Annotated in this window: 21 protein-coding genes and 2 tRNA genes; 9 read left to right on the forward strand and 14 right to left on the reverse strand. The window is 66.8% G+C overall.

Annotation, left to right across the window (positions count from 1 at the left end):
• Window positions 1-274: 274 nt before the first annotated feature.
• A complete protein-coding gene (locus HMI58_RS11845; RefSeq protein WP_171586064.1) occupies window positions 275-1,168 on the forward strand; it encodes an amidohydrolase in 894 nt (297 codons plus the stop codon).
• Entirely contained in the window at window positions 1,165-1,755 is a 591-nt protein-coding gene (locus HMI58_RS11850) for a cysteine dioxygenase family protein (protein WP_171586065.1), read from the forward strand. The genes HMI58_RS11845 and HMI58_RS11850 overlap by 4 nt, the downstream gene beginning before the upstream one ends.
• A gap of 12 nt (window positions 1,756-1,767) precedes the next feature.
• On the opposite strand, the gene HMI58_RS11855 is transcribed toward HMI58_RS11850, so the two are convergent.
• The gene (locus HMI58_RS11855) at window positions 1,768-3,234 is read right to left on the reverse strand and encodes an aromatic amino acid lyase (protein WP_171586066.1); all 1,467 of its coding nucleotides are present in this window, start codon (window positions 3,232-3,234) and stop codon (window positions 1,768-1,770) included.
• A gap of 142 nt (window positions 3,235-3,376) precedes the next feature.
• Here HMI58_RS11855 and HMI58_RS11860 point away from each other — a divergent pair, with 142 nt between their 5' ends.
• From HMI58_RS11860 to HMI58_RS11880, 5 genes are all read left to right on the forward strand, one after another.
• Complete coding sequence (locus HMI58_RS11860; RefSeq protein ID WP_171586067.1) at window positions 3,377-4,438, forward strand: ABC transporter ATP-binding protein; 1,062 nt, start codon at window positions 3,377-3,379, stop codon at window positions 4,436-4,438.
• Window positions 4,435-5,082, forward strand: a complete 648-nt coding sequence (locus HMI58_RS11865) for an ABC transporter permease (RefSeq protein WP_171586068.1) — start codon at window positions 4,435-4,437, stop codon at window positions 5,080-5,082. The genes HMI58_RS11860 and HMI58_RS11865 overlap by 4 nt, the downstream gene beginning before the upstream one ends.
• Window positions 5,082-5,807, forward strand: coding sequence for an ABC transporter permease (locus tag HMI58_RS11870; protein ID WP_171586069.1), 726 nt, complete (start codon window positions 5,082-5,084; stop codon window positions 5,805-5,807). The genes HMI58_RS11865 and HMI58_RS11870 overlap by 1 nt, the downstream gene beginning before the upstream one ends.
• Before the next feature lie 31 nt (window positions 5,808-5,838).
• Window positions 5,839-6,771 (forward strand): ABC transporter substrate-binding protein, encoded by a 933-nt coding sequence (locus HMI58_RS11875; protein WP_171620020.1) that lies wholly within the window; start codon window positions 5,839-5,841, stop codon window positions 6,769-6,771.
• Between the two features lie 98 nt (window positions 6,772-6,869).
• Window positions 6,870-7,886: a putative sulfate exporter family transporter gene (locus HMI58_RS11880; RefSeq protein ID WP_171620022.1), complete on the forward strand. Its 1,017-nt coding sequence runs from the start codon at window positions 6,870-6,872 to the stop codon at window positions 7,884-7,886.
• A 168-nt stretch (window positions 7,887-8,054) separates the two neighbouring features.
• Here HMI58_RS11880 and HMI58_RS11885 read toward each other — a convergent pair whose 3' ends face one another.
• From HMI58_RS11885 to leuC, 6 genes are all read right to left on the reverse strand, one after another.
• Window positions 8,055-9,179, reverse strand: coding sequence for a D-alanine--D-alanine ligase family protein (locus HMI58_RS11885; RefSeq protein WP_171620023.1), 1,125 nt, complete (start codon window positions 9,177-9,179; stop codon window positions 8,055-8,057).
• Window positions 9,180-9,214: 35 nt separating this feature from the next.
• On the reverse strand, window positions 9,215-10,246 hold the full coding sequence (locus tag HMI58_RS11890; protein WP_171620025.1) for an NAD(P)H-dependent glycerol-3-phosphate dehydrogenase: 1,032 nt from the start codon (window positions 10,244-10,246) through the stop codon (window positions 9,215-9,217).
• Window positions 10,243-11,001 (reverse strand): lysophospholipid acyltransferase family protein, encoded by a 759-nt coding sequence (locus tag HMI58_RS11895; protein WP_171586074.1) that lies wholly within the window; start codon window positions 10,999-11,001, stop codon window positions 10,243-10,245. Before HMI58_RS11895 ends, HMI58_RS11890 begins: the two co-directional genes overlap by 4 nt.
• 18 nt (window positions 11,002-11,019) lie before the next feature.
• A complete protein-coding gene (gene murA / locus HMI58_RS11900) occupies window positions 11,020-12,372 on the reverse strand; it encodes a UDP-N-acetylglucosamine 1-carboxyvinyltransferase (RefSeq protein WP_171586075.1) in 1,353 nt (450 codons plus the stop codon).
• Between the two features lie 220 nt (window positions 12,373-12,592).
• Window positions 12,593-13,192, reverse strand: a complete 600-nt coding sequence (gene leuD / locus HMI58_RS11905) for a 3-isopropylmalate dehydratase small subunit (protein WP_171620028.1) — start codon at window positions 13,190-13,192, stop codon at window positions 12,593-12,595.
• A gap of 9 nt (window positions 13,193-13,201) precedes the next feature.
• The gene (gene leuC, locus HMI58_RS11910) at window positions 13,202-14,683 is read right to left on the reverse strand and encodes a 3-isopropylmalate dehydratase large subunit (RefSeq protein WP_171620060.1); all 1,482 of its coding nucleotides are present in this window, start codon (window positions 14,681-14,683) and stop codon (window positions 13,202-13,204) included.
• A gap of 77 nt (window positions 14,684-14,760) precedes the next feature.
• Between leuC and HMI58_RS11915 the strand changes: the two genes are divergently transcribed.
• Together HMI58_RS11915 and HMI58_RS11920 are read left to right on the forward strand one after the other, a co-directional pair.
• A complete protein-coding gene (locus tag HMI58_RS11915) occupies window positions 14,761-15,480 on the forward strand; it encodes an IclR family transcriptional regulator (RefSeq protein ID WP_171586077.1) in 720 nt (239 codons plus the stop codon).
• Between the two features lie 25 nt (window positions 15,481-15,505).
• A complete protein-coding gene (locus tag HMI58_RS11920; RefSeq protein WP_171620030.1) occupies window positions 15,506-16,057 on the forward strand; it encodes a DUF1697 domain-containing protein in 552 nt (183 codons plus the stop codon).
• 5 nt (window positions 16,058-16,062) lie between these two features.
• On the opposite strand, the gene HMI58_RS11925 is transcribed toward HMI58_RS11920, so the two are convergent.
• From HMI58_RS11925 to HMI58_RS11955, 7 genes are all read right to left on the reverse strand, one after another.
• Window positions 16,063-17,706 (reverse strand): GTPase, encoded by a 1,644-nt coding sequence (locus HMI58_RS11925; protein ID WP_171620032.1) that lies wholly within the window; start codon window positions 17,704-17,706, stop codon window positions 16,063-16,065.
• Window positions 17,703-19,478, reverse strand: a complete 1,776-nt coding sequence (locus tag HMI58_RS11930) for a dynamin family protein (RefSeq protein ID WP_205208135.1) — start codon at window positions 19,476-19,478, stop codon at window positions 17,703-17,705. Before HMI58_RS11930 ends, HMI58_RS11925 begins: the two co-directional genes overlap by 4 nt.
• Window positions 19,479-19,639: 161 nt before the next feature.
• Window positions 19,640-19,712 (reverse strand) — tRNA-Glu (locus tag HMI58_RS11935).
• 135 nt (window positions 19,713-19,847) lie between these two features.
• Window positions 19,848-19,919, reverse strand: a tRNA-Gln gene (locus HMI58_RS11940).
• Window positions 19,920-19,990: 71 nt separating this feature from the next.
• Window positions 19,991-20,710, reverse strand: coding sequence for an HAD family hydrolase (locus HMI58_RS11945; RefSeq protein ID WP_171620036.1), 720 nt, complete (start codon window positions 20,708-20,710; stop codon window positions 19,991-19,993).
• 2 nt (window positions 20,711-20,712) lie between these two features.
• On the reverse strand, window positions 20,713-22,221 hold the full coding sequence (gene gltX, locus HMI58_RS11950) for a glutamate--tRNA ligase (RefSeq protein WP_171620038.1): 1,509 nt from the start codon (window positions 22,219-22,221) through the stop codon (window positions 20,713-20,715).
• A 59-nt stretch (window positions 22,222-22,280) separates the two neighbouring features.
• Window positions 22,281-22,568, reverse strand: coding sequence for a hypothetical protein (locus tag HMI58_RS11955; protein WP_171620040.1), 288 nt, complete (start codon window positions 22,566-22,568; stop codon window positions 22,281-22,283).
• Between the last annotated feature and the right edge of the window lie 5 nt (window positions 22,569-22,573).

A 22,573-nucleotide genomic window follows, 5' to 3' on the forward strand; every position in this document is an offset into this window, starting at 1 on the left:
CCCCGTGACCGCCCATCCCCGACGCCGTCCTCCGTCCGCCAACCCCGTCCACGGGCCCCCTCCACCGAGACCGCCCGCCGAAGAGTGAGAGCTGGCGACCTGTTGACCTCCCGACCCGCCTGATCTCACGGTTCGGCGCACGGGAAGCAGTTGACAACCCCGTTGTGAACCGGTTCAATTAGTTACGAGTGAACCGGTTCACACCGGCAGCCTACTTAGTATCTTCCGTCTGGTTCACCGCCCCAAAACCTCTCCACCTCCGCGAAAGGGCATCATGCGCACGGATTGCCATCAGCACCTGTGGCCAGCCGCGTTCGTCGATGCGCTCCGCAACCGGTCCCAGACTCCACGCCTGAACGGCTGGGAGCTGCTTATCGACGGCGAGGCGCCCTACGCCGTCGACCCGCTGGCCCATGACACCGAGATCCGGCGAGGCCGCGAAGCCCGTGAAGGCAAGGACCAGGTGCTGCTCTCCCTGTCCAGCCCCCTGGGGATCGAGCATTTGCCGTTCGAGGAATCCCGCGCACTGATTGAGGTGTGGCACACCTCGGCGCTGGAGCTGGGCGATCCGTTCCTGGTGTGGGCGGCGACGCCGGTGAGCGAGTTCGATCTCGACGGGCTGACCAACATCCTGGAGCACGACCGCGTCGTGGGGCTGCAGCTGCCCGCCACGGCACTGGCGGACCCGGACTCACTCCGCCGCCTGCGGCCCGTCCTGGACGTGGTGCAGGCCTCCAACAAACCGGTGCTGATCCACCCGGGACCGGCGCCCGTCACGGCCGGAACACCCGCCTGGTGGCCGGCACTGGTCCCGTACGTCTCCCAGTTGCACGCCTCCTGGCTGGCCTGGCACGCGGTGGGACGCACCCAGCACCCCACCCTGCGGGTGGCATTCGTGGCCCTCGCCGGACTAGCCCCGCTCCACCACGAACGGCTGGCAGCCCGCGGCGGCACTTTCGGGGCCGTCGACCCGCTGGTGTACTACGAGACCTCCTCCTACGACACCCGGGCGATCGACGCGACCATCCGGGTAGTCGGCGTCGACCCGATCATCCACGGCTCCGACCGGCCCTACGCCGAACCCCGTGACCCGGGACTGGGACATGCCTTCACCCACGCACTCTTCTCTGCGAATCCCCAACATCTCCTGAAAGGAACACCACGATGACCACAGCACCTCCCCAGGGCCACGCCCTCACAGAATCAGACGTTCCTGCCCTACCCGGGCGCACCCTCAGCCAAAAGGAACTGCAGGACTGGGTGACCACCCTCGCGGCCCGGCCCGACCTGTGGGAACACCACATCAATCACGACGGCGGCGAGCGCCACTATGCCTCCGTCTACCGGGACTCCAACATCGACGTGTGGCTGCTCTGCTGGAACACCCAGGACGACACCGGCTGGCACGACCACGACATTTCCTCGGGCGCCGTCGTCGTCACCCACGGTGCGGTCACCGAAGCCAATCCGCGGATGAACGGCGAACCTGTCCGCCGCGTTGTGGAGGCCGGCAGGTCCTTCTCCTTCGGACCGGACCACGTGCACCGGATGGGAGGCTCAGTCGACGGATCGGTCTCGATCCACGCGTACTCCCCACCGCTGTGGCGTATGGGACAGTATGCGATCGGCCGCAACGGCGTGATCCGCCGCATGTCGGTCAGCTACGCCGATGAGCTCCGGCCCATGGATGACGAAAGTGTCATCGAGAAATACAAGCAGCTCCAGTCAGTCACTGACGAACTGGCCGGACGCTAAAACCGGGCAATTCTAGAACCCGGCGAGGCCTGGCAGCAGCGCGAGTGCTGCCGCCAGGTCGTCCCCCAGCGGACGGTCATCAATATCGGGGTCCAGCCCGGCCGCCAGGTACTCGAAGGCGGCCCGCGCCGGAGCCGTACCCAACCGGTGGGGTGCCATCCGCAACGCCCGCACCGCGGCGACCGCTTCGAGCGCGACGACGACGGGCGCCTCCTTCGCGAGGTGGCGCAGCTGCCGGGCACCCTGGGTGGCAAACCCGGCGTGTTCCTCCAGGCCCAGGGAAACGCTGATGCCGGGGCCGTTGGCTGGAGTCGAATAGGTGCGCAGGATGGACAGCATGTCCTGCGCCACGTACTCGGCGATCATGAGTCCCGAGCTGCCGCGCGGTCCGGCGGCCAGGAACGACGGCAGGCCACTCAGCTCGGGGCGGAACAGGTGCGACAGCCGGGCCGCCGAGAGGGAGATCACCGGGTAGACGGCGTTTCGCGTGGCATCCAGGACCGCCGAGAGCATGGCCTGGTGGAATTGGCCGTGGTGGAAGGGGCCCCCCTCGATCATCAGTGGGTTTTCAGCAGCTCCGTTGATTTCAGTTTCCAGAATGGCCCGCAGCCGCAACAGGGCATCGAGCGCCGGGGCATGCACCTGAGGCAGCGCCCTGAGGGCAAAGGGATCCTGCAAGCGGGCTGGAGCAACCGGCGTGTCCGGCCCCGTCAGCCGACGCATCTGAGCGGCGACCGACGCCTGATGCGGATAGACCCGGGCACGGTGAACTGCCTCGGCGTACGGCTCGGGCGAGCCTTCCAGCGCGAGCATGGTCAGCGACGCCACCACTAGGGCACTCTTCATCAGCTGCTCCGTCGCGACGGCGCCCTGCGCGGCGGTGGCCAGAGTCAGCGCGCTGGAGCTCATGAACGGCAGCGAGTCGGTGTCCTCGAAGTGGACCGGAGCAATGCCGCCCACCTGCCACGGCCGGTCTCCACTGAGGGTGAGCGCCAGTTCGGCCATCGCCGCCAGGTCGCCGGTCCCCAACCCGCCGAGGCTGTGGATCGTGGCGACCGACCCACTGTCGAGGGCCTCCAGCAGCCCCCTCACCACTCCGGTACTGATCCCGGAGCCGCCCGCGAGGAACTGGTTGAGCCGGACGGCCATCGTGGCGCGGACAGTGCTGTCCTCGTCCACCCGTCCGGCCCCCGCGCAGTGGCTCAGGAGCAGACGGCGTGCGTGCGCCGCCCGGATTTCCTCCGGCGACCCACCGGGCTCCACATTCATGGCCCGATTGGCCCCGACGCCGGTATTTGCACCATAGACGCGACCGGATTCGCGGGCCCGAATGAGCACCTCATTCGAGGTCGTCAGGGCGGCCAGCACGCCGTCGGGCACGTGAATACCGGCGGACCCCGTGGAAATAGTAATAAGATCGTCAAGTGTCAGCGAGGCGCCGTCGAGCACCACCCGGTTGATGTTGTGCTCGGAAGTCATGGATGCACCGTTGTCCTTTGTATGTCGGCTATGTAAGTAATCTCACAAATTAGGTTGACTGTCTATTCATTCGCTGAAACTATGAATCAACTTATTCACTGCCGGTTATTAGGGCTGGTGCCAAGGAACCTGGAGAGCCACCGTGATTACGTTTGACAAGGTAAGCAAGACTTTTCCGGATGGCACCCTCGCCGTCGAAAACCTCGACTTTGAATTGCCGACCGGCAAGATCACCGTCTTCGTGGGTCCATCGGGCTGCGGCAAGACCACCTCACTGCGGATGATCAACCGGATGATCGAACCCACCGGCGGACGGATCCTGATCGACGGCAAGGACGTCATGAGCCAGGACGCCGCCCTGCTGCGCCGCTCCATCGGATACGTCATCCAGCATGCCGGGCTATTCCCCCACCGCACGGTGATTGAGAATGTGATGACCGTTCCCAACCTCATCGGCACCGACAAGAAGAAGTCACGGGCAACCGCCATGGAGCTGCTGCTCCGGGTGGGGCTGACGGAGAGCATGGCCAACAAGTACCCGGTCCAACTCTCGGGCGGCCAGGAACAGCGCGTGGGCGTGGCCAGGGCACTGGCCGCCGATCCTCCGGTCATGCTCATGGACGAACCGTTCAGCGCCGTCGACCCCATCGTCCGTGCGGGACTGCAGACCGAGTTCCTCCGCCTACAGGGCGAACTGGGCAAGACCATCGCCTTCGTCACCCACGACATCGACGAGGCCATCAAACTCGGTGACAAGGTGGCGGTCTTCCGTGAAGGCGGCCACCTGGCCCAGTACGCCTCGCCGCAGGAACTTCTGGAAAACCCCGCCAACGACTTCGTCGCCGACTTCGTGGGCCGCGACCGCGGCTTCCGCAGTCTCTCCTTCGACTCCTCCGGGGTCCTGGTTCTGGACTCCGTTGACTCGGTCCGCTCCGGCAGCGAGATCCTGGTGCTCGACGACGCCGGCCGGCCACTGGGCTGGGCCGGTCCAGGAATCGCCGACGAACGCTCGCCACTGTCAGTGGCTGGCACGTTCACGGCTGCTGATTCGCTGCGGGTCGTCACCGACCTGGCGATCAGCTCCCCCGTCGGAATCGCCGTCCGGGTCAACGACTCGGGCGTAGCGGACGGCATCATCAGGCACCCGAGCCTGGTCCGCCAACTGGATGAGCGACGCCGGCAACGCGCGGGGACCGCCTCATGATCGACTACATCAGAATCAACTACCAGCTGATCTGGGAGGCCTTCCAGCAGCATCTGTACCTGGCCCTGATCCCGGTCATCCTTGCGATCATCATCTCGCTGCCGCTGGGGTACATCGCCGTCCGCTACAAAAAGCTGTACTACCCGTTGGTCAATATCAGCAGCATTCTTTACGCCATCCCATCCCTGGCACTGTTCCTCCTGCTGCCGCCGATCATCGGGACGGGCGTCCTGTCTCCGCTGAACATCATCATCGCGCTGACCGTGTACAGCATCGCGCTGATGGTCCGGGTGGTGGCCGATGGGCTGAACTCGGTTGACCCGGCGATCACCCAGGCCGCCACCGCGATGGGCTACCGGCGGGTCCGGCGGCTCTTCGCGGTGGAGCTGCCCATCGCCCTGCCGGTGATGCTCGCTGGACTGCGCGTGGCAACGGTGGCCAACGTGAGCATCGTAAGCGTGGGTGCGCTGATCGGCGTCGGCGGACTGGGGGCCCTGTTCCTGCGCGGCCTGCAGCTTGACTACCTGGCGCCAATCTTCGTCGGAATCATCCTGTCGGTGCTGCTGGCAGCGACCTGCGACATCATCATTGTGCTTGTTCAACGACGATTCACGCCCTGGGTGCGTGCGGGAGGACGGGCCTGATGGACTATCTCGAGTATCTTTTGGACCCCGAGCACTGGGATCTGGCCGTGACCGGCAACATCCCCTCGCTCGTCGTCGACCACCTGTACTACACGGTGATCACCCTGGTGATCGCCTCACTGATCGCCATCCCGGTGGGGCTGTACATCGGCCACACCGGCAGGTTCTCGTTTGTGGCAATCAACGCGGGGAACGCCGGGCGGTCATTGCCGACCCTGGGCCTGATCATCCTGCTGGTGACGGTGATCGGGTTCGGCCTGCTCCCTGTCATCATCGCGCTGGTGATCCTGGCCATCCCTCCCATCCTGACGTCCACGTATGCGGGGCTCCGGGCCATCAACCCGGCCTCGGTGGACGCCGCGAAGGGGATGGGCATGCGCCCCATCCAGATCCTCTTCCGGGTCGAAATCCCGATGGCGTTGCCCCTGATCCTCAGCGGCCTGCGAAGCGCCACCCTGCAGGTCGTCTCCACCGCCACCGTCGCCTCCTACGTGGGGCTCGGCGGGCTGGGCCGGTTGCTCGTCGATGGGCTGGCCCTGAACCAGTACGACCGGGTGATCGCCGGCGCCGTCGTCGTCGCCGCCCTGGCGATCGTGCTCGACCTGATCGCCTCGAGTGTGCAACGTTTGGTGGTCTCGCCCGGCGTTTCCGGCCGGGCCCTCACCCGGACGTCCAACAAAGCCCCATCATCTTCCGTCGGGCCGGCAACGGCTACTGCGGGATAAGCTTTATTTACCTGACCGAAAGGCACGACCCATGATAAGAAAACGCTCCACGAAACTGATGAGTAGCGTTGCGCTCTTCGGCGCAGCGGCCCTGGCCCTCACCGCGTGCGGTGGCGATCCACTCGCCTCCGACGGCGGCGAATCGGTCGACGCCGAAACCATCGCCATTGGTTCGGCCAACTTCCCGGAGAGCGAACTGCTTGCCGAGATGTACGCGCAGGTCCTCGAAGCCGAAGGCATCGAGGTGGAGCGCAGCTTCAACATCGGTGCACGCGACCTGTACCTTGCGGCACTTGAGGACGGGTCGATCGACTTGCTCCCCGAGTACAACGGCGCGCTGTACTCGGCGCTCGTAGAGGGTGGCGCCCCCGAAGGGATCACCGCTCCCGACGAGGTGTACGAGGCAATGGTCGAGGTCCTCCCCGAGGGAATTGTTGCCCTCGAACAGTCCGAGGCAGAGGACAAGGACACGCTTGCCGTCCTTCCCGAAACCGCCGAGGAGTACGACCTCGAAACCATCGACGACCTCGCTCCTGTCGCCGGTGAACTCAGCGTCGCAGCGGGCCCAGAATGGGCCGAGCGTTTCCAGGGCCTGCTGGGCCTTGAGGAACTCTACGGAATCACCTTCGGCGAGTTCCAGGCCCTCGACGCGGGTGGCCCGCTCACCCGCGAAGCCCTGATCAGTGGCCAGGTTGATGTGGCAAACATCTTCTCCACCGATTCGGTCATCGAGACCGAGGGACTGGTGATCCTTGAGGACACCAAGAACCTCTACCTCTCGGAGAACATCGTTCCGATCATTCGCGAGTCCAAGGTGACCGATGCGGTGACCGAATCGCTGAACGCGGTTTCGGCTGCCCTCACCACCGAGAACCTCACCGAATACCTCGCACGGGTTCAGGTGGACCGCGAAGCCAGCGCCACCGTGGCCACCGCGTTCCTTGAGGAATACGACCTCCTCTAAGCGCACCCTGCCCATCCCGACGGTACGCCGTCGGGATGGGCAGCGCCCTTTCCCCCATCCCGGCACCCGCTTCACCCGAGCGCCCTGAAAGAAACCCAGTGACCACACAGCGCTCGGCCGCCACCGCGGCAGTCATCAACCTGCTCCCCGGAGTACTGGTCATGGCAGCCGCCGTCGCCGTCTCACTCTTCGTCGCCAGTCTTCAGGGATTCATCGGCGCCCTCGTCGTGGCGCTCGCCCTCGGCCTGCTGGTACGCAACACCGGGTTGTTCCACCCCCGCATCCGGCCCGGCATCCAGCGGGCCACCAAGCGCTTCCTGCGCCTCGGCGTCGTCGTCCTGGGCCTGCAGCTGTCCCTCCCCGAGATCCTCAGCCTCGGCTATCCAGTCCTCGCCTTAATCATCGTCTCGGTTTTCATTAGCTTCCTGTTCACCCGCTACGTGGGTGAGAGGCTCGGCCTCAGCCGCGCGGCATCAACCCTGATGGCTGCCGGGTTCTCGATCTGCGGCGCCTCAGCCATCGCTGGCATGCAGAGCATCGTCAACGCCGACGACGACGAGGTGGCCAGCGCCATCGCCATGGTGACCCTCTACGGTTCGGCAGTGATTGTCGGGCTGCCGCTGATCGGGAACCTGCTCGGGCTCTCTCCCGAAACCTTCGGTATCTGGTCCGGACTCGCCGTCCACGAGGTGGCCCAGGTGGTGGCCACCGCGAGCACCGCTGGCGCCGTCGCCCTCGCGGTGGCGACGGTGGTGAAGCTGGGCCGCGTGGTGCTCCTGGCGCCCGTCGCGGCCTTCGTGTCGGTCGGTATCCGGCGCACGGAGGGTGCACAGCCGTCCGCGACGGGGCGGGTGGCCCCGATTGTGCCACTGTTCGTTGTCGGGTTCCTGGCCCTGGTGCTGCTCCGCTCCACAGGGGTGGTCCCCGAACCCGTCCTCGACGCCGCTTCCCTGACCGCCACGCTGTTGCTGGCTGCAGCGATGTTCGGCCTGGGCACCGGGATCGACATCCCGCATCTGGCACGCACCGGAGGGAAGAACCTGGTGCTTGGAGGCATCTCGACGGTGTTCCTCGGCGGGATCACGCTCGCCGGGGCGGTGCTGGTCACCGCCTAGGGTCTCACCTGACGGCTCTTGGGACCCACCTCGGTTTTGGTGAGGAACCTGGACCTTGGAGGGCAAGATCTCACTCACCGATGTCCAGGTTGACCCTGCCTGTCCGGGTTGCTCACCAAAACGACGACGGCACGACCCGTCTGGCATCTTCCGCGCCGGTCAGCCGGGTTAGCGGAGGCCGGTCTTCCGGTTCAGGGCCAGGGTGATCAACTCGTCGATGAGTTCCGTGTAGGTGAGGCCGGATTTGGCCCACATCTGCGGGTACATGCTGATCGGGGTGAAGCCCGGCATGGTGTTGATCTCGTTGATGATCAGTCCACCCGCCGGGGTGTAGAAGAAATCGACCCGGGACAGTCCCTCGGCGCCGACAGCGTCGAACGCCTCGGCCGCGAGGGTGCGAACCCGGTCACTGACGGTGGGCGGCAGGTCAGCCGGGCAGCTCAGCTCGGCGGCGGCACCGTCGACGTACTTCGCCTCAAAGTCGTACCAGTCGTGGTCGCCGGGCTGGACGGCAATCTCACCGGGCAATGAGGTCCGCGGTTCGCTGGTGCCGCGACCCTCCAGGACGGCCACCTCGATCTCCCGGCCGATGATGCCAGCCTCGACCAGCACCTTTGGATCGAAGTCACGGGCCACCTCGACGGCGGCGGCCAGGTCCTCCTCCGACGCCACCCGGGTGATCCCCATCGACGAGCCGGCGCGGGCGGGCTTCACGAAGGAGGGGAATCCCAGGGCCGCCGCACGGGCAAGGCACCCGTCGCGGTCGTTGACCCACTGGCGGTCGGTGATGACCTCGTACGGTCCCACCGTCAGACCGGCGGCGGCGAAGACCACCTTCATGTAGTGCTTGTCCATGCCGACGGCGGACGCCAGCACCCCTGCACCGACGTACCGGATGTCGGCCATCTCCAGCAATCCCTGGAGGGTGCCGTCCTCACCGAACGGTCCGTGCAGCAGCGGCACGACGACGTCGACCCCGCCCAGGCTGCGCGGCATTTGTTCAGCGGCGGTCACCATGAGCTCGGTGGAGGCGAGATCCATGCCGACGCCAGCCGCGGCGAGGACCAGCGATTCGTCCGATGCCTGGACCTCGGGAAGAGTCGCGGAGCGCAGCGACCACTGCGACGGATCACCGGAGACCTGCACCCACTGGCCGTTCTTCGCGATCCCGACCGGGATGACCTCGTACTTGTCCCGGTCGATCGCTTCGAGCACGCCGGCCGCAGTGATGCAGCTGACGGCATGCTCGCTGGATCGTCCGCCGAAGAGAACCAGTACCCGTGGCTTGGGCATGTGGTCAGGATCGGGCGTCGCGGGTGGAACTACAGTCACAGTTTGCCTTCGGATTTCAGGTCGCGGGACAACAGTCGCGGCCCCAGGTCATGGACGGAGACGGTGCCCTGGAGCACTGCCACCACGTTCTCGGTAATGGGCATATCAACACCCAATTTACCGGCCAGGTCCAGCACGGCCTGGGCGGACTTGATGCCCTCGGCGGTCTGGTTCATCTTCTCGGTGACCTCGTCCAGGGTCAGCCCCTGCCCCAGTAACCTGCCAGCTGTGTGGTTGCGGGACAGCGCGGACGAGCAGGTGGCGATCAGGTCGCCCATCCCCGCGAGGCCGGCCATCGTTTCGGCTTCCCCACCCAGCGCGACGGCCAGCCGCGTGGTCTCCGCGAGCCCGCGGGTGATGACCGAGGCCTTGGTGTTGTCGCCCATCTGCTTTCCCTCGCAGATTCCGACGGCGAGGGCGATGACGTTCTTGACGATCCCGCCAATTTCGACGCCCACCACATCGGGGTTCGTGTAGGGCCTGAAATACCTGGCGGTACACGCGGCAGCGATCCAGGCAGCCACCTCCTCGTCCGGGCAGGCGACCACCGAGGCGGTGGGCTCCTGCCGGGCGATCTCGAGCGCCAGGTTGGGGCCGGACACCACTGCGATGCGGTCCTCGGGGAGGTCCAGTTCGGCAGCGATCACCTGGCTCATCCTCGCGTCGGAGCCGACCTCGAGCCCCTTCATGAGGGAGACCACCACTGCGTCGGCGCTGAGGAACTGCTTCCAGCTGGCCAGCTGGGGCCTGAGCGACTGCGCGGGGACGGCGACAGCAACCAGTTCGGCACCGTCGAGCACCTCGGCAATGTCGCTGGAACTGGTGATGTTCGCGGGCAGGACTGTGTCCGGAAGATACCTGCTGTTGCGCCGGGTGGTGTTGATCTCGGTGGCCACGTCGTCGCGGCGTGCCCACAGTTTCACCTGGGTGCCGTGGGCGGCACCGGCGTCGGCGAGGATCTTCGCGAACGTGGTCCCCCAACTGCCGGCGCCCAGGACGGCGACCACGGCGGGAGGGGTGCGCGTCACGGGGTCCCCTCTGGAGGACTGTCGTAGTCCCTGCCGGTACTTTTCTGGTGCTTGTCCGCCGGGTTCCAGCGTTCTGTAGGCGGGGTCTCCTGGCGCAACTCGGCCACGAGCTCGGTCAGCGCATCGAGGATCCGGTCGGTGGCCGTGTCCAGGACGGTCTTGGTGATGGGTTTCCCGGCCAGGTCGGCGAAATCGATCGGGTCACCGACCACTACCCGCGAGGTTTTCCGTGGGAACAGGTAGAGCCGCTTGGCGTAGCGCGGAAATACCTCGTGGGCGCCCCAGTGCGCGATGGGAACCACCGGCGCCCCGGTCTGAAGGGCCAGGCGTGCCGCACCCGTGCGGCCCTTCATCGGCCACAGGTCGGGGTCCCGGGTCAGGGTGCCCTCCGGGTACACCACGATGCCACCGCCAGCGCTGATCGCGTCCCGGGCGGCCTCGAGGGACCGGTTGGCACCCGCGGTGGTCCGGTCCACCGGCACCTGGCCGGTGGCCTTGAGGATCCACCCCATGATGGGCACGTTGAACAGTGAGGCCTTCGCGAGGAAATGCGGTGTCACCTGGTGGTTGAACAGGAAATGGCCGATCACCACCGGGTCGATCTCGGTGATGTGGTTGGGGCAGACGATAAAGCCGGTGTCCTTCGGCAGTTTCTCTGCCCCCGACCACCGCTTCGCCATCAGCGCGTTCATGATCGGACGCACGGTGACGGCGAGCACGCCGAACGTCACCCGGGATTTCCTCGATTCAGCCATAAATGAGTGCCGCTGAGCCTAGCGGCTGACCCCCTCGGGCGTCGCCTCGGTATCGGGTGTGACGTCGAAGTCAGCCCCGAGCCCCTCGAGCTTGTCCTGGAACCGCTCATAGCCGCGGTTGATCAGCTCGATGCCGGTCACCCGGGAGGTGCCCTTCGCGGCGAGGGCCGCGATCAGGTGGCTGAAGCCGCCCCGCAGATCCGGGATGTCGATATCGGCGCCGTGCAGCTGCACCGGTCCCGAAATGACCGCCGAGTGGAGGAAGTTCCGCTGGCCGAAACGGCAGGGGACACTGCCCAGGCACTCGCGGTGGACCTGGATGTTGGCGCCCATCCGGATGAGGGCGTCGGTGAAGCCGAACCGGTTCTCGTAGACGGTCTCGTGCACGATCGACACTCCCCCGGCCTGCGTCAGGGCGACGACGAGGGGCTGCTGCCAGTCGGTCATGAAGCCGGGGTGCACATCGGTCTCAAGCACCAGCGGGGACAGCTTGCCGCCCGGGTGGTAGAAGCGGATGCCGTCGTCGTCGACGTCGAAAGCGCCACCGATCTTGCGGTAGGTGTTCAGGAAGGCGGTCAGGTCCAGCTGACGGGCGCCCTCGACATAGATGTCGCCCTGGGTGACCAGCGCGGCCGATGCCCAGGATGCCGTCTCGTTGCGGTCCGAGATGGCCTTGTGGTTAAAGCCGGTAAGCTCCTTCACGCCCTCGATCCGGATGGTCCGGTCGGTCTGCACGGTGATGATCGCGCCCATTTTCTGCAGGACGGCGATCAGGTCCATGATCTCGGGTTCGACGGCGGCACCCTTGAGCTCGGTGATGCCCTCGGCCCGGGTGGCGGTCAGGAGTACCTGCTCGGTGGCTCCGACGCTCGGGTAGGGCAGCTCCAGCTTCGCGCCGTGCAGTCCCTTGGGTGCGGAAATGGAGATTCCGCCGGGACGCTTGTCGACGACGGCTCCGAAGTTGCGGAGCACCTGCATGTGGTAATCGATCGGCCGGTCACCGATCTTGCAGCCACCAAGGTCGGGGATGAAGGCTTCGCCGATGCTGTGCATCAGGGGGCCGCAGAAGAGGATGGGGATCCGCGAATCGCCGGCGTGAGCGTCGATGTCCTTGGACTGGGCCATCTTCGCGCCCTTGGGGTCCATGCTCAGGTCCCCGGTGACCGGGTCCTTGGTGACTTCCACGCCGTGGAGCTTCAGGAGGCTGGTGACAACCTCGACGTCCTTGATCTCGGGGACGTTCCGCAGGATTGAGGGGGCATTGCCCAACAGGGTGGCGACCATCGCTTTGGGCACCAAGTTTTTGGCTCCGCGAACGAAGACCTTGCCGGTCAGAGGGACTCCACCACGAATGGTCAGCACGCTTCCCATGAACACCTATTTTCTACGATTTGCACACAACAGAGATTGCCCCCAGAGCAGCTTTTGCCTCCCGCTAAGCATAGGAGCATGTCCAACAAGACTGAAATAGGCTCCCCGGGGGTACTGGCGAAAACTGCCGTGAATCCCGATTCATTCCCCGCCGGACCGCGGAACCCCGCCGGCTGAATGAGTTTCCCCACCCCAGGGGTTCCACCCCGGGGCGGCAGCCTCAGGTCCGGGCGGGTAGCGTCTTCGGCTTGAAAGTGGGGCGGGATCGCTCGTACTCGGTGATCGACTCCTCGTGGGTGAGGGTCAGGGCGATGTCGTCCAGTCCCTCCAGCAGCCGCCAGCGGGTGTAGTCGTCGATCTGGAAAGGAGCTGTGACGCTCCCGCAGACCACAGTGCGTTCCACCAGGTCAACAGTTACGTCGGTGCCCGGGTGGTTCTCGAGTACTTTCCAGATCAGCTCGATGTCGTCCTGCGCCACCTGCGCCGCGACCAGCCCCTGCTTGCCCGAGTTGCCGCGGAAGATGTCGGCGAACCGCGATGCGAGCACTGCCTTGAAACCGTAGTCCTTCAGCGCCCAGACCGCGTGCTCACGGGATGATCCGGTGCCGAAGTCGGGTCCCGCCACCAGGACGGAGCCGGCGTTGAACGGCTCCTGGTTCAGGATGAAGTTTGGGTCCTTGCGCCACTCGGAAAACAGGGCGTCCTCGAAGCCGGTCCGGGTGATGCGCTTCAGGAACACTGCCGGGATGATCTGGTCGGTGTCGATGTTGCTCTGGCGCAGCGGCACTCCAATGCCGGTGTGCGTGGTGATCTTCTCCATGGGGTTCTCCTAGGCGGCGTTCGAAGCGGAGGGGACGACGACGTCGTCGTGCTGGCCGGTCGTAGCGGGTGGCAGGGGGTCGAGGTCCGACGGCGAACTGAGCGTCCCGCGGACGGCGGTCGCCGCAGCGACTACCGGGGACACCAGGTGGGTGCGGCCGCCCTTGCCCTGGCGACCCTCGAAGTTGCGGTTCGAGGTGGAGGCGCAGCGCTCCCCCGGTGCCAACTGGTCCGGGTTCATGCCCAGGCACATGGAGCAGCCGGCGAAGCGCCACTCAGCGCCGAAGTCCTTGAACACCTGGTCCAGGCCCTCCGCCTCGGCCTCAAGGCGGACCCTCGCCGAGCCGGGTACCACCATCATGCGGATGTCAGGATCCTTGGCCCGGCCGCGGATGATATCGGCGGCGATGCGCAGATCCTCGATCCGGCTGTTGGTGCAGGAACCCAGGAACACGGTGTCCACCCGGATGTCCTTCATCGGGGTCCCGGCGTCGAGGGCCATGTACTCAAGGGCACGCTCGCAGGCCGCCTTGTCGTTCTCGTCGGCGAAGTCATCGGGAGACGGCACCGCCTGGGACAGGGACACGCCCTGGCCGGGGTTGGTACCCCAGGTGACGAAGGGCTCGAGCTCGTTGGCGTCAAGGAACACCTCGGCGTCGAAGACGGCGTCGTCGTCGGTGACCAGGGTCTTCCAGTTCTCGACGGCGGCGTCCCAGTCCTCGCCCTGGGGTGCGTGGGGCTTGTCCTTGAGGTATTCAAAGGTTGTCTCGTCGGGTGCCACCATGCCGGCGCGGGCACCGGCCTCGATGGACATGTTGCAGATGGTCATCCGCGCTTCCATCGACAGGGCCCGGATCGCCGAACCACGGTATTCCAGCACGTATCCCTGGCCACCGCCGGTGCCGATCTTGGCGATGACGGCCAAAATTATGTCCTTCGACGTCACGCCGGGCTTCAGGGTGCCCTCAACGGTGATCGCCATGGTCTTGAAGGGCTTCAGGGAAAGGGTCTGGGTGGCCATGACGTGCTCCACCTCCGACGTTCCGATGCCGAGGGCGAGGGCGCCGAACGCCCCGTGGGTCGAGGTGTGCGAGTCGCCACACACCACTGTCAGGCCGGGCTGGGTCAGACCAAGCTGCGGGCCGATGATGTGGACGATTCCCTGTTCCGCGTCACCCAGTGAGTGCAACCGCACGCCGAACTCCTTGCAGTTCGCGCGGAGGGTCTCAATCTGGGTGCGGCTGGTGAGATCGGCGATCGGCTTGTCGATGTCCCAGGTGGGGGTGTTGTGATCCTCAGTGGCGATAGTGAGGTCGGGTCGGCGCAACGGCCGGCCAGCCAACCGAAGCCCCTCGAAGGCCTGCGGTGAGGTGACCTCATGGACCAGGTGAAGGTCGATGTAAAGGAGATCTGGCTGCGATTCAGCACCCTGGACCTCGCCTTTGCGCACAACGTGTGCGTCCCAGACCTTCTCCGCGAGCGTATTGCCCATGACCCGTTCCCTTCGGTGCTGTTCGTCGTACATCTCAAGTAGTTGCATCTCAAATGCTGAGACGGCAATATCATCCTATGGACAATATTAGCGGTGTAGGGGTCATAGACAAAGCGGCGACGGTACTGGACGCGCTGGAGGCCGGCCCCACCACGCTGGCGCAGCTGGTGGCTGCCACCGGGCTGGCCCGTCCCACCGTGCACCGCCTCGCACAGGCACTGGTCCACCACCGCCTGGTCAGCAAGGACATCCAGGGCCGCTTTGTGCTGGGCAGCCGGCTGGTGGAGCTGGCTGCTGCGGCTGGCGAGGACCGGCTGATCGCTTCGGCATCACCGGTCCTGTTGAATCTGCGGGACGCCACCGGGGAGAGCGCGCAACTGTTCCGCCGGCAGGGTGAGTGGCGGGTTTGCGTTGCCTCGGCGGAGCGCCCGATCGGGTTGCGCGACACCATCCCGGTGGGAACCCAGCTCTCCATGAAGGCGGGATCCGCGGCGCAGTGCCTGCTGGCGTGGGAGGACCACGACCGCCTCCTGAAGGGCCTGCAGGAGGCACGCTTCACCCCGACGGTGCTCGCCGGGGTACGACGCCGGGGCTGGGCCCAGAGCCTGGGCGAGCGGGAGGCGGGGGTCGCCTCGGTGTCGGCTCCCGTGCGGGGGCCGTCCGGCCGCGTGATTGCCGCGGTGTCGATCTCGGGTCCGATGGAGCGGCTGACCCGCCAGCCGGGGCGCATCCACGCCGAAGTGGTGTTGAACGCAGCCCACCAGTTGACTCTGGCGGTCGGCAAGAGCACGGACTAGGGTGGCGCCATGACTGAGGTACGCCTTGACTGACTATGCGGTATTCCTGCGGGGCGTCAACGTTGGCGGTATCAATCTGTTGATGGCTGAACTGCGGGCAGCGGTCGAGACTCTTCCCGTCACCCGGGTGGCCACCCAGCTGGCCTCCGGAAACCTCACCTGCAGCTCGGACCTCACTGCCCAGGAGCTGAAGGACGCGGTGGAGACACTCCTGCGCTCCACCTTTGGCTATGACGCCTGGGTGGTGATCTTCGATGCTGGACGGCTTCGCGAACTGGTGGACGCCTGCCCCTTCCCCGCTGATGATCCCACCACCCACACCTACATCACGCTATTCTCCGATCCCGAAGCACTCACCGACCTGGTCGAGGCGATCGACAGGGCAATCGGTGGCGCCACGGGAGGGCTCGGGGACTTCCGGGTGCTGGGTCCCGACGCCGCCGCCTGGTTGGCCCCGCGTGGGGGCACCCTCGACTCACCGCTGAGCAAGATCTCCGGCAAGCCCCGCTTCAAGAACTCAAGCACCACCCGGAATCTGCGGACCCTGCATAAGGTGCTGGCGGTGCTCGAAAAGTAGCCTGCCTAGCTGCCTCCACGAGCCGCCAGGATGGCTTTCCGGAAGCCGTTGTACCGGTCAATCTCGGCATCGACGGGTGCGACGACGTCGCGCAGCACAACCTCGGCGACCGCCGCGTGCAGGCGCCTCCGGGCCCGGCGGCCCCGTGATCCAGCCGAGATCCGCGCGGCAACCGCAGCGAGAATCGACACGGCAATCCCGAGGACCGCTCCCCCGAGTGCCAGCAGGGTAGGGAGCGGAAACCCCTCGACGAGCGGGGTAGCCGGTGCCGGGATCTGCAGGAAGCCCAGCGCCGCAAGCAAACCCAGCCAGGCCAGGCCAGCCACGGCTGCGGCGAACAGGATCCATTGCAGGACGCCCACCAGCGGCCACCACCACGAACGGCGGCCCCACCGCAGGTCAGTCCCGGCGATGGCCTGGTCCAGGCCGTCGGCCAGCGGGCCGCCGGTAGCCTGGGCGGTGCTGCGGAGCTGCTCCCTCCACGGGCCACGCATGGACGAGGCGGCAGCGTCCGCATACTCCCGGAGGGCGCCGTCCATGGCGGCGCGTTGCGCTGGCCCGGGGGTGGGCAGCGAGGTCCGGTTGACCGCAGCGTCAACGTCGGGGCGGCGCAGGTTCAGGCGACGCAGCGGATCGGGCCGGAGTTTCCCGAGCCAACGGGTCACGGGCCAGCCGGTGGCCGCGTGGGCGTCCCGCCGATAGGAGCCGACCACCGCGGCGACCACCGTCTCGGTGCCTGCGGCCCCGGCCAGGCGGTCCACCAACCGCGACCGGTCCACCTTGGCGGGTGGGCTGGCATCGGAGGACCCAGCATGCCCGGCAAGGGGGGCGGCCGCCGCACTCACGTCGGCAGTGAGCCGCGCCGTCGCGGCGCTCTGGCGTTTGACGATCGCCCCGATGTCCTTGACCAGCCCGTCCAATCCGGCCCCGGTCGCAGCCGACACCTGATGCACCGCGACCGACCCGAGACCATCGCCGGCGAGGATGTCCCGCAGCGACGCTGCCACCTGGTCGGGTTCGTCCCCCACCAGCCGGTCGATCTGGTTGAGCGCGACCAGGGTGACGGCGCCGTGGGCTGACATGCGTTGCAGGAACCCGTGGTGAAGGGCGGCGTCCGCGTACTTCTGCGGGTCGACCACCCAGAGCAGGACGTCGACCTGACCGGCGAGCCGCTCCACGATGGCGCGGTGGCTCGCCGCCGTCGAGTCGAAGTCGGGGAGATCCAGCAGGATCAGCCCGCCCAGGGCGTCACGGGACGTGCGTCCCCCGGCAGCCAGCCGCGAGTGGGCTGGCAGTTCGTGGCGCTGGTCCACCTGGAGCCAGTCGAGCAGCGGTCCGCTGCCCTCGGTGTTCCAGAGCACGGCGAGCGGCTCGGAGGTGGTGGGGCGGCGGGCCGCGACCCGGGCCACGTCGGTGCCGGTGAGCGCGTTCAACAGCGACGATTTGCCGCTGCCGGTGGGACCGAAGATGCCCACCACCGTGTGGGCGGCGGACAGGGACCGGCGGGTGCTGGCCCGGTCGAGTACGTCGTGGGCAGCCTGAAGCTCCTCCTCGGGGAGGCGTCCGACCGCCAGGTCGTGGGCGGTGGCCAGGGCGACCAACTGGTTCTGCACCGCCGATTCCGCCGCCTTGCCCTTGTGGCGGCTCACTGCTCCTGCCCCTCTGCGGCGGGGGCGCCGTCGTCGACGCTGCCCTGTCGGGCGTCGTTCTGCCGGGCTTGATGGGACACCAGTTCGTTGGCGAGGGTGCGCAGGGCGGCCGCTTCGGGTTGCCGACTGAGCGGTTCCAGCAGAACCAGGTAGCGCTGCTGTTCGGCACGGAGGAGGGACTCGCACCGGTGCCGGAGATTGTCGCGGGCAGTGCGGGCCAGCCGCCGCACCGCGTCTTCTCCGAACACCGCTTCGAGAAGTTTCTGTCCGACGACGGCGGACCCGCCGGCGACACCGATCTCCAATCCACTCAGTCCGGCGGTGGAGGCGAACACCACGACCATCAGGGCCACCGCCACGCCGTTCACCCCGAATGAGAGCATCCGGGCGGTGAACCGTTTGTTGGCTCCTTCGGCACTCACCAGGTCGAGGAGGTCCTTCTGCCAGGCCCGGATCTCCCGGGCCGCCTCGGCGGAGAAGTCGCCTTCGCGCGGCGGCAGCCCGGCGAGCAGGTCCCGGCCCGCGTCAGCGTCCCGCCAGGCGCGCTCGGCTTTTTCGGCGGCCTGCGCCGCCTGTTCCACGATCACGGCATGGAGGCCGGTTTCGATGGCTGACTCCACCGTGACCGCCCGGGTGGGGCGACCGGTGAAGAAGGAGCCAATGGCGTCGCGGGCCCGGCCCACCCGGGACTCGAGACCCCTCATGAACTCCCCCGTGCCCACGAAGTCCTGCCAGCGGGCCAGGACCTCGCCGCGGAGCAGCGTCCCGTCTTGAGTGGCGTCGAGGATGCCCGCGAGGGCGTTGTCGTAGGCGCGGGTAACCGCGTCCTGGAGGCGCCGCTGCTCTGCCAACTGGTCGTCCTGTGCGTCGGCTGCAGCGTGCACCCGTCCTGCCAGGGACTTCACCGCCCCGTACAGGGTGCGGCGGGCGATGTCCCGACGCCCTGCGGCATCGGCGGCCAAGGCCTGCAGCCAGCGCCGGATGGGGTCCACTGACTCCGCGGGAAGCATCCCTTCCGGGTCCAGCGGTAGTTCGGGGACGGTAAAGATCGGCGCATGGCCCAGCTCGGCGGCGGCGAGCAGCGTGTGCAGGTCACCGCGGATCTCCTCCTCGACGCCCGGCGGGACCCGGTCCAGCACGACGGCGAGCAGGATGTCCCGCGCGGCAGCGTCCGCGAGGAGCTTCCACGGCACCGCATCCGCGTACCGGTTGGCTGTTGTGACGAAGACCCACAGGTCGGCGGCGGCGAGGAGCTGGTTGGCCAGGCGCCGGTTCTCGTCGGCGATCGAGTCGAGGTCGGGGGCGTCGAGCAGCGCGAGGCCCAGGGGAATCATCGGGTCGGGGCGCAGCAGCAGCGTGCCAGCCCCGGGTAGGTCCGGGGTGCGCGCCTCGTCCGTTACCGGAGCAGGACTGCCGGCGTCAACGGCGCGCACCCTGCTGAGGGTGGGGAGGATCCGTTGGTCGGAGAACCACCGGTCGTCAGCCGGATGATGCAGGAGAACCGGTTGCCGGGTGGTCGGGCGGATGGCACCCGAGCGGGTCACGGGGTGTCCGACGATCGCATTGACGAGAGTTGACTTCCCGGCCCCGGTGGATCCGCCGACGACGGCGAGCAGCGGCGCGTCCAGGCTGCGGACGCGGGGAACCACGTAGTCATCGAGCTGGGCCGCGGCCGTGGCGGCGTTGCGGCGGGAGTCCTCGGCGCCGTGCACCGCCAGGGGGAAGGTTAAACCGTGCAGGGCTTCGCCGGTATGGTGCAGCGTCGCGAGCAGCGGATGTGCGCCGGCGGGAGGAAGGGTGTCAGTCACCACCCCATTGTGCCGTACACCCCTTGATCCCGGCCGTAGGGTGCCACCGCCCCACGTCAGCCAGGCAGTCAACTGGGCGTGGGCAAGAAAAAGCCCCCGGAACCGTGGGGTTCCGGGGGCAGTTGTGACCCCAGCGGGATTCGAACCCGCGTTACCGCCGTGAGAGGGCAGCGTACTAGGCCGCTATACGATGGGGCCAGTACTGTGTGCTGTCTGGTTGGACCAAACGAGCTAGATGATTGTTTCACATCTGCTAGTTGCCACCAAATCAGTTGGTTTGCCATCCGGACCGAAGTCCCGAATCAAACCGCCTGATCAGGCCTGCATCTAACGCTGGGGTACCAGGACTCGAACCTAGAATGTTGGTACCAGAAACCAGTGTGTTGCCAATTACACCATACCCCAATGGCACATCCCGAAGCGCTCCGCGAGGAGCTTCCGGGCCGCTTCAAACCCCTCTGCGCCGAGAGATCACTTTACCGGACATTCGGCAGGAACTGCAAAACGCCCGCCAGCGAGGTGATCCGGCGGCCCGCGAAGTCCCCCGGCCCGGCGTTCCGACGGTCCAGCCACACCCCGACCAGCCCGGCTGCGTCGGCACCCTCGGCATCAACGATCCGGTTGTCCCCCACATAAAGGGTGCGTTCCGGATCGGTGCCGAGCTGCCGGGCACCCTCCAGGTAGATGGCGGGGTCGGGTTTCGCCGCCGACACCGTGTCGATTCCAACAAGAACACCGAACCGCGAAAGCCCTGAACGGTCCAGTTTGGCGCGCTGATAGTCATGCACATTGTTGCTGACAGCCCCGTAGGGCACGCCTGCTGCGTCGAGCGCATCGAGCAGCGGTACAACGTCGTCGTACGGCGCAAAATGCAGCGGCAGGGTCGCCTCGTAGGCGGTGTTCCAGCGGCGGGCGGCCTCGCCCTCGAGCGGCTCCTCGACGAAGGCAGCCTGAGCATGCCTGGCTCGGTGCAGCCTCTGCTCGGTGAACGTCAGCTCACCTGCCAGGAACCGCTCATAGGAGCCCAGCGGATCACGGGTGTACAACCGCTTGTATTCGGTCCATTCGGCTTCGCTGAGGTGCGCCAGGGTGTCGTCGCCCACATGGTGCAGGGTCCGGCCCATCGCGGTCTCCAGGTCGACCAGGGTGTCGTCAATGTCGAACAGGACCCCGGCGATCTTCGGCAACGCCTCCACGGTCAGCTGGCCGTGCTGCGGAACGCGCTGATCCTCGCCAGCGAGGACTCCTTCCCCAGAATCACCATCGACTCGAACAGGGGTGGGGAGATCCTTTTCCCGGAGACGGCGGTGCGGACCGGGCCGAAGGCGAGCCGGGGTTTCATGCCCAGATCCTCGACGAGCGCTCCGCGGAGGGCGTCCTGGATGTTTTCGGTGGTCCACTCGTCGATCGGCAGCAGGGCTGCGTGCGCGGCGTCGAGGACTTCGCCAAGGTTTTCGGGCAGGCCCTTCCGGGCATCGTCGGCGATTTCGATACCGGCGTCGTCGGTGAACAGGAACCCGAGCATGTCCGGGGCTTCGCCGAGGAGCGTGATGCGCTCCTGGATCAGTGGTGCGGCCTCGGTGAGGATCTGGGATTCGCGCTCGCTCAGGCTGGTGCCCACCAGGCCCGCGCTCTGCAGGTAGGGGATGACCCGCTCACGGAAGTCCTCCGGCTCCAGCAACCGGACGTGGGTGCCGTTGATCGCCTCGGCCTTCTTCAGGTCGAAACGCGCCGGGTTGCCCAGCACATCGTGGATGTCGAATTTCTCCACCAGGGTGTCCACAGTGAAAATGTCCTCGTCGGCGGACAGACTCCAGCCCAGCAGCGACAGGTAGTTCAGGAGCCCCTCGGGGATGAACCCGCGTTCCCGGTGCAGGAAGAGATTGGACTCCGGATCCCGCTTGGAGAGCTTCTTGTTTCCCTGGCCCATCACGTAGGGCAGGTGGCCGAACAGTGGCATGTACCGCGCCACCCCGATGTCGATCAATGCCCGGTAGAGGGCGATCTGGCGCGGAGTGGAGGACAGCAGGTCCTCGCCGCGGAGCACATGGGTGATCCCCATCAGTGCATCATCGACCGGGTTGACCAGCGTGTAGAGCGGTGCGCCGTTGGCGCGGACCACCGCGAAGTCGGGGATGCTTCCAGCCCGGAAGGTGATCTCGCCGCGCACCAGGTCGGTGAAGGTGATGTCGTCGTCGGGCATCCGAAGTCGCAGCACCGCGGCGCGGCCCTCGCTGCGGAAAGCCTCCCGCTGGTCCTCGGTAAGATCCCGATCGTGATTGTCGTACCCGAGCTTGATGTCCCGGCCGGCGGCCCGGTGGCGCTCCTCGACCTCCTCGGGGGTGGAGAACGACTCATAGAGGTGGCCGGCGGCGCGGAGCTTCGCGATAACGTCCCGGTAGAGCTCACCACGCTGCGATTGGCGGTAGGGGGCGTGCGGGCCTCCCACCTCCACTCCCTCGTCCCAGCCGATGCCGAGCCATTTGAGGGCATCGAGCAGCTGGGTGTAACTTTCCTCGCTGTCGCGGGCAGCGTCGGTGTCCTCGATCCTGAAGACCATGGTCCCGCCGGTGTGGCGGGCGTAGGCCCAGTTGAACAGCGCGGTCCGGATCAGTCCGACGTGCGGCGTCCCGGTGGGAGAGGGACAGAACCGTACCCGGACGGGGGTCTCGGCGGTGACAAGGGGTATCTCAGCAGCAATAGTCATGATGGCCCCCAGTCTACGGGGCTTCCGGGCCCGACCCGCAGCGGAGGGTGCCGGGGAAGCTACCCCGCGAAGTACCACCAGGCACCGAAAATTAGCGCCGCGACCACCACTCCGACGGCGACCTGGACCACGAGGGAGGTCCTCGGGCGGAAGTAGCGCACCGGCAGCACCGCGGCGGCGCCAAAGCCCAGCGCCGCGAGGAGCGACACCCAGAGCTGGTCGGCGCCGCCGAGGGAGGCAGCCCGGGCCAGCACCAGCGGCAACGCCACCGCGGCAATGGCTATAAACCGCGCGAGCCGTCGTCGTTCAGCGCTCGGGCTGCCTTTCCGTACTGGCCCGCTGGGCACCCTGC

This window comes from Arthrobacter sp. 147(2020) (assembly GCF_013116715.1).
Lineage (GTDB): Bacteria > Actinomycetota > Actinomycetes > Actinomycetales > Micrococcaceae > Arthrobacter_D.

What these genes read in the sequence shown, in the direction of transcription:
- HMI58_RS11845 (WP_171586064.1), top strand. Translation starts at nt 275, where the DNA reads ATGCGCACGGATTGCCATCAGCACCTGTGGCCAGCCGCGTTCGTCGAT.
- HMI58_RS11850 (WP_171586065.1), top strand. Translation starts at nt 1,165, where the DNA reads ATGACCACAGCACCTCCCCAGGGCCACGCCCTCACAGAATCAGACGTT.
- HMI58_RS11855 (WP_171586066.1), bottom strand. Translation starts at nt 3,234, where the DNA reads ATGACTTCCGAGCACAACATCAACCGGGTGGTGCTCGACGGCGCCTCG.
- HMI58_RS11865 (WP_171586068.1), top strand. Translation starts at nt 4,435, where the DNA reads ATGATCGACTACATCAGAATCAACTACCAGCTGATCTGGGAGGCCTTC.
- HMI58_RS11870 (WP_171586069.1), top strand. Translation starts at nt 5,082, where the DNA reads ATGGACTATCTCGAGTATCTTTTGGACCCCGAGCACTGGGATCTGGCC.
- HMI58_RS11875 (WP_171620020.1), top strand. Translation starts at nt 5,839, where the DNA reads ATGATAAGAAAACGCTCCACGAAACTGATGAGTAGCGTTGCGCTCTTC.
- HMI58_RS11885 (WP_171620023.1), bottom strand. Translation starts at nt 9,179, where the DNA reads ATGCCCAAGCCACGGGTACTGGTTCTCTTCGGCGGACGATCCAGCGAG.
- HMI58_RS11895 (WP_171586074.1), bottom strand. Translation starts at nt 11,001, where the DNA reads ATGGCTGAATCGAGGAAATCCCGGGTGACGTTCGGCGTGCTCGCCGTC.
- murA (WP_171586075.1), bottom strand. Translation starts at nt 12,372, where the DNA reads ATGGGAAGCGTGCTGACCATTCGTGGTGGAGTCCCTCTGACCGGCAAG.
- leuD (WP_171620028.1), bottom strand. Translation starts at nt 13,192, where the DNA reads ATGGAGAAGATCACCACGCACACCGGCATTGGAGTGCCGCTGCGCCAG.
- leuC (WP_171620060.1), bottom strand. Translation starts at nt 14,683, where the DNA reads ATGGGCAATACGCTCGCGGAGAAGGTCTGGGACGCACACGTTGTGCGC.
- HMI58_RS11915 (WP_171586077.1), top strand. Translation starts at nt 14,761, where the DNA reads ATGGACAATATTAGCGGTGTAGGGGTCATAGACAAAGCGGCGACGGTA.
- gltX (WP_171620038.1), bottom strand. Translation starts at nt 22,221, where the DNA reads ATGACTATTGCTGCTGAGATACCCCTTGTCACCGCCGAGACCCCCGTC.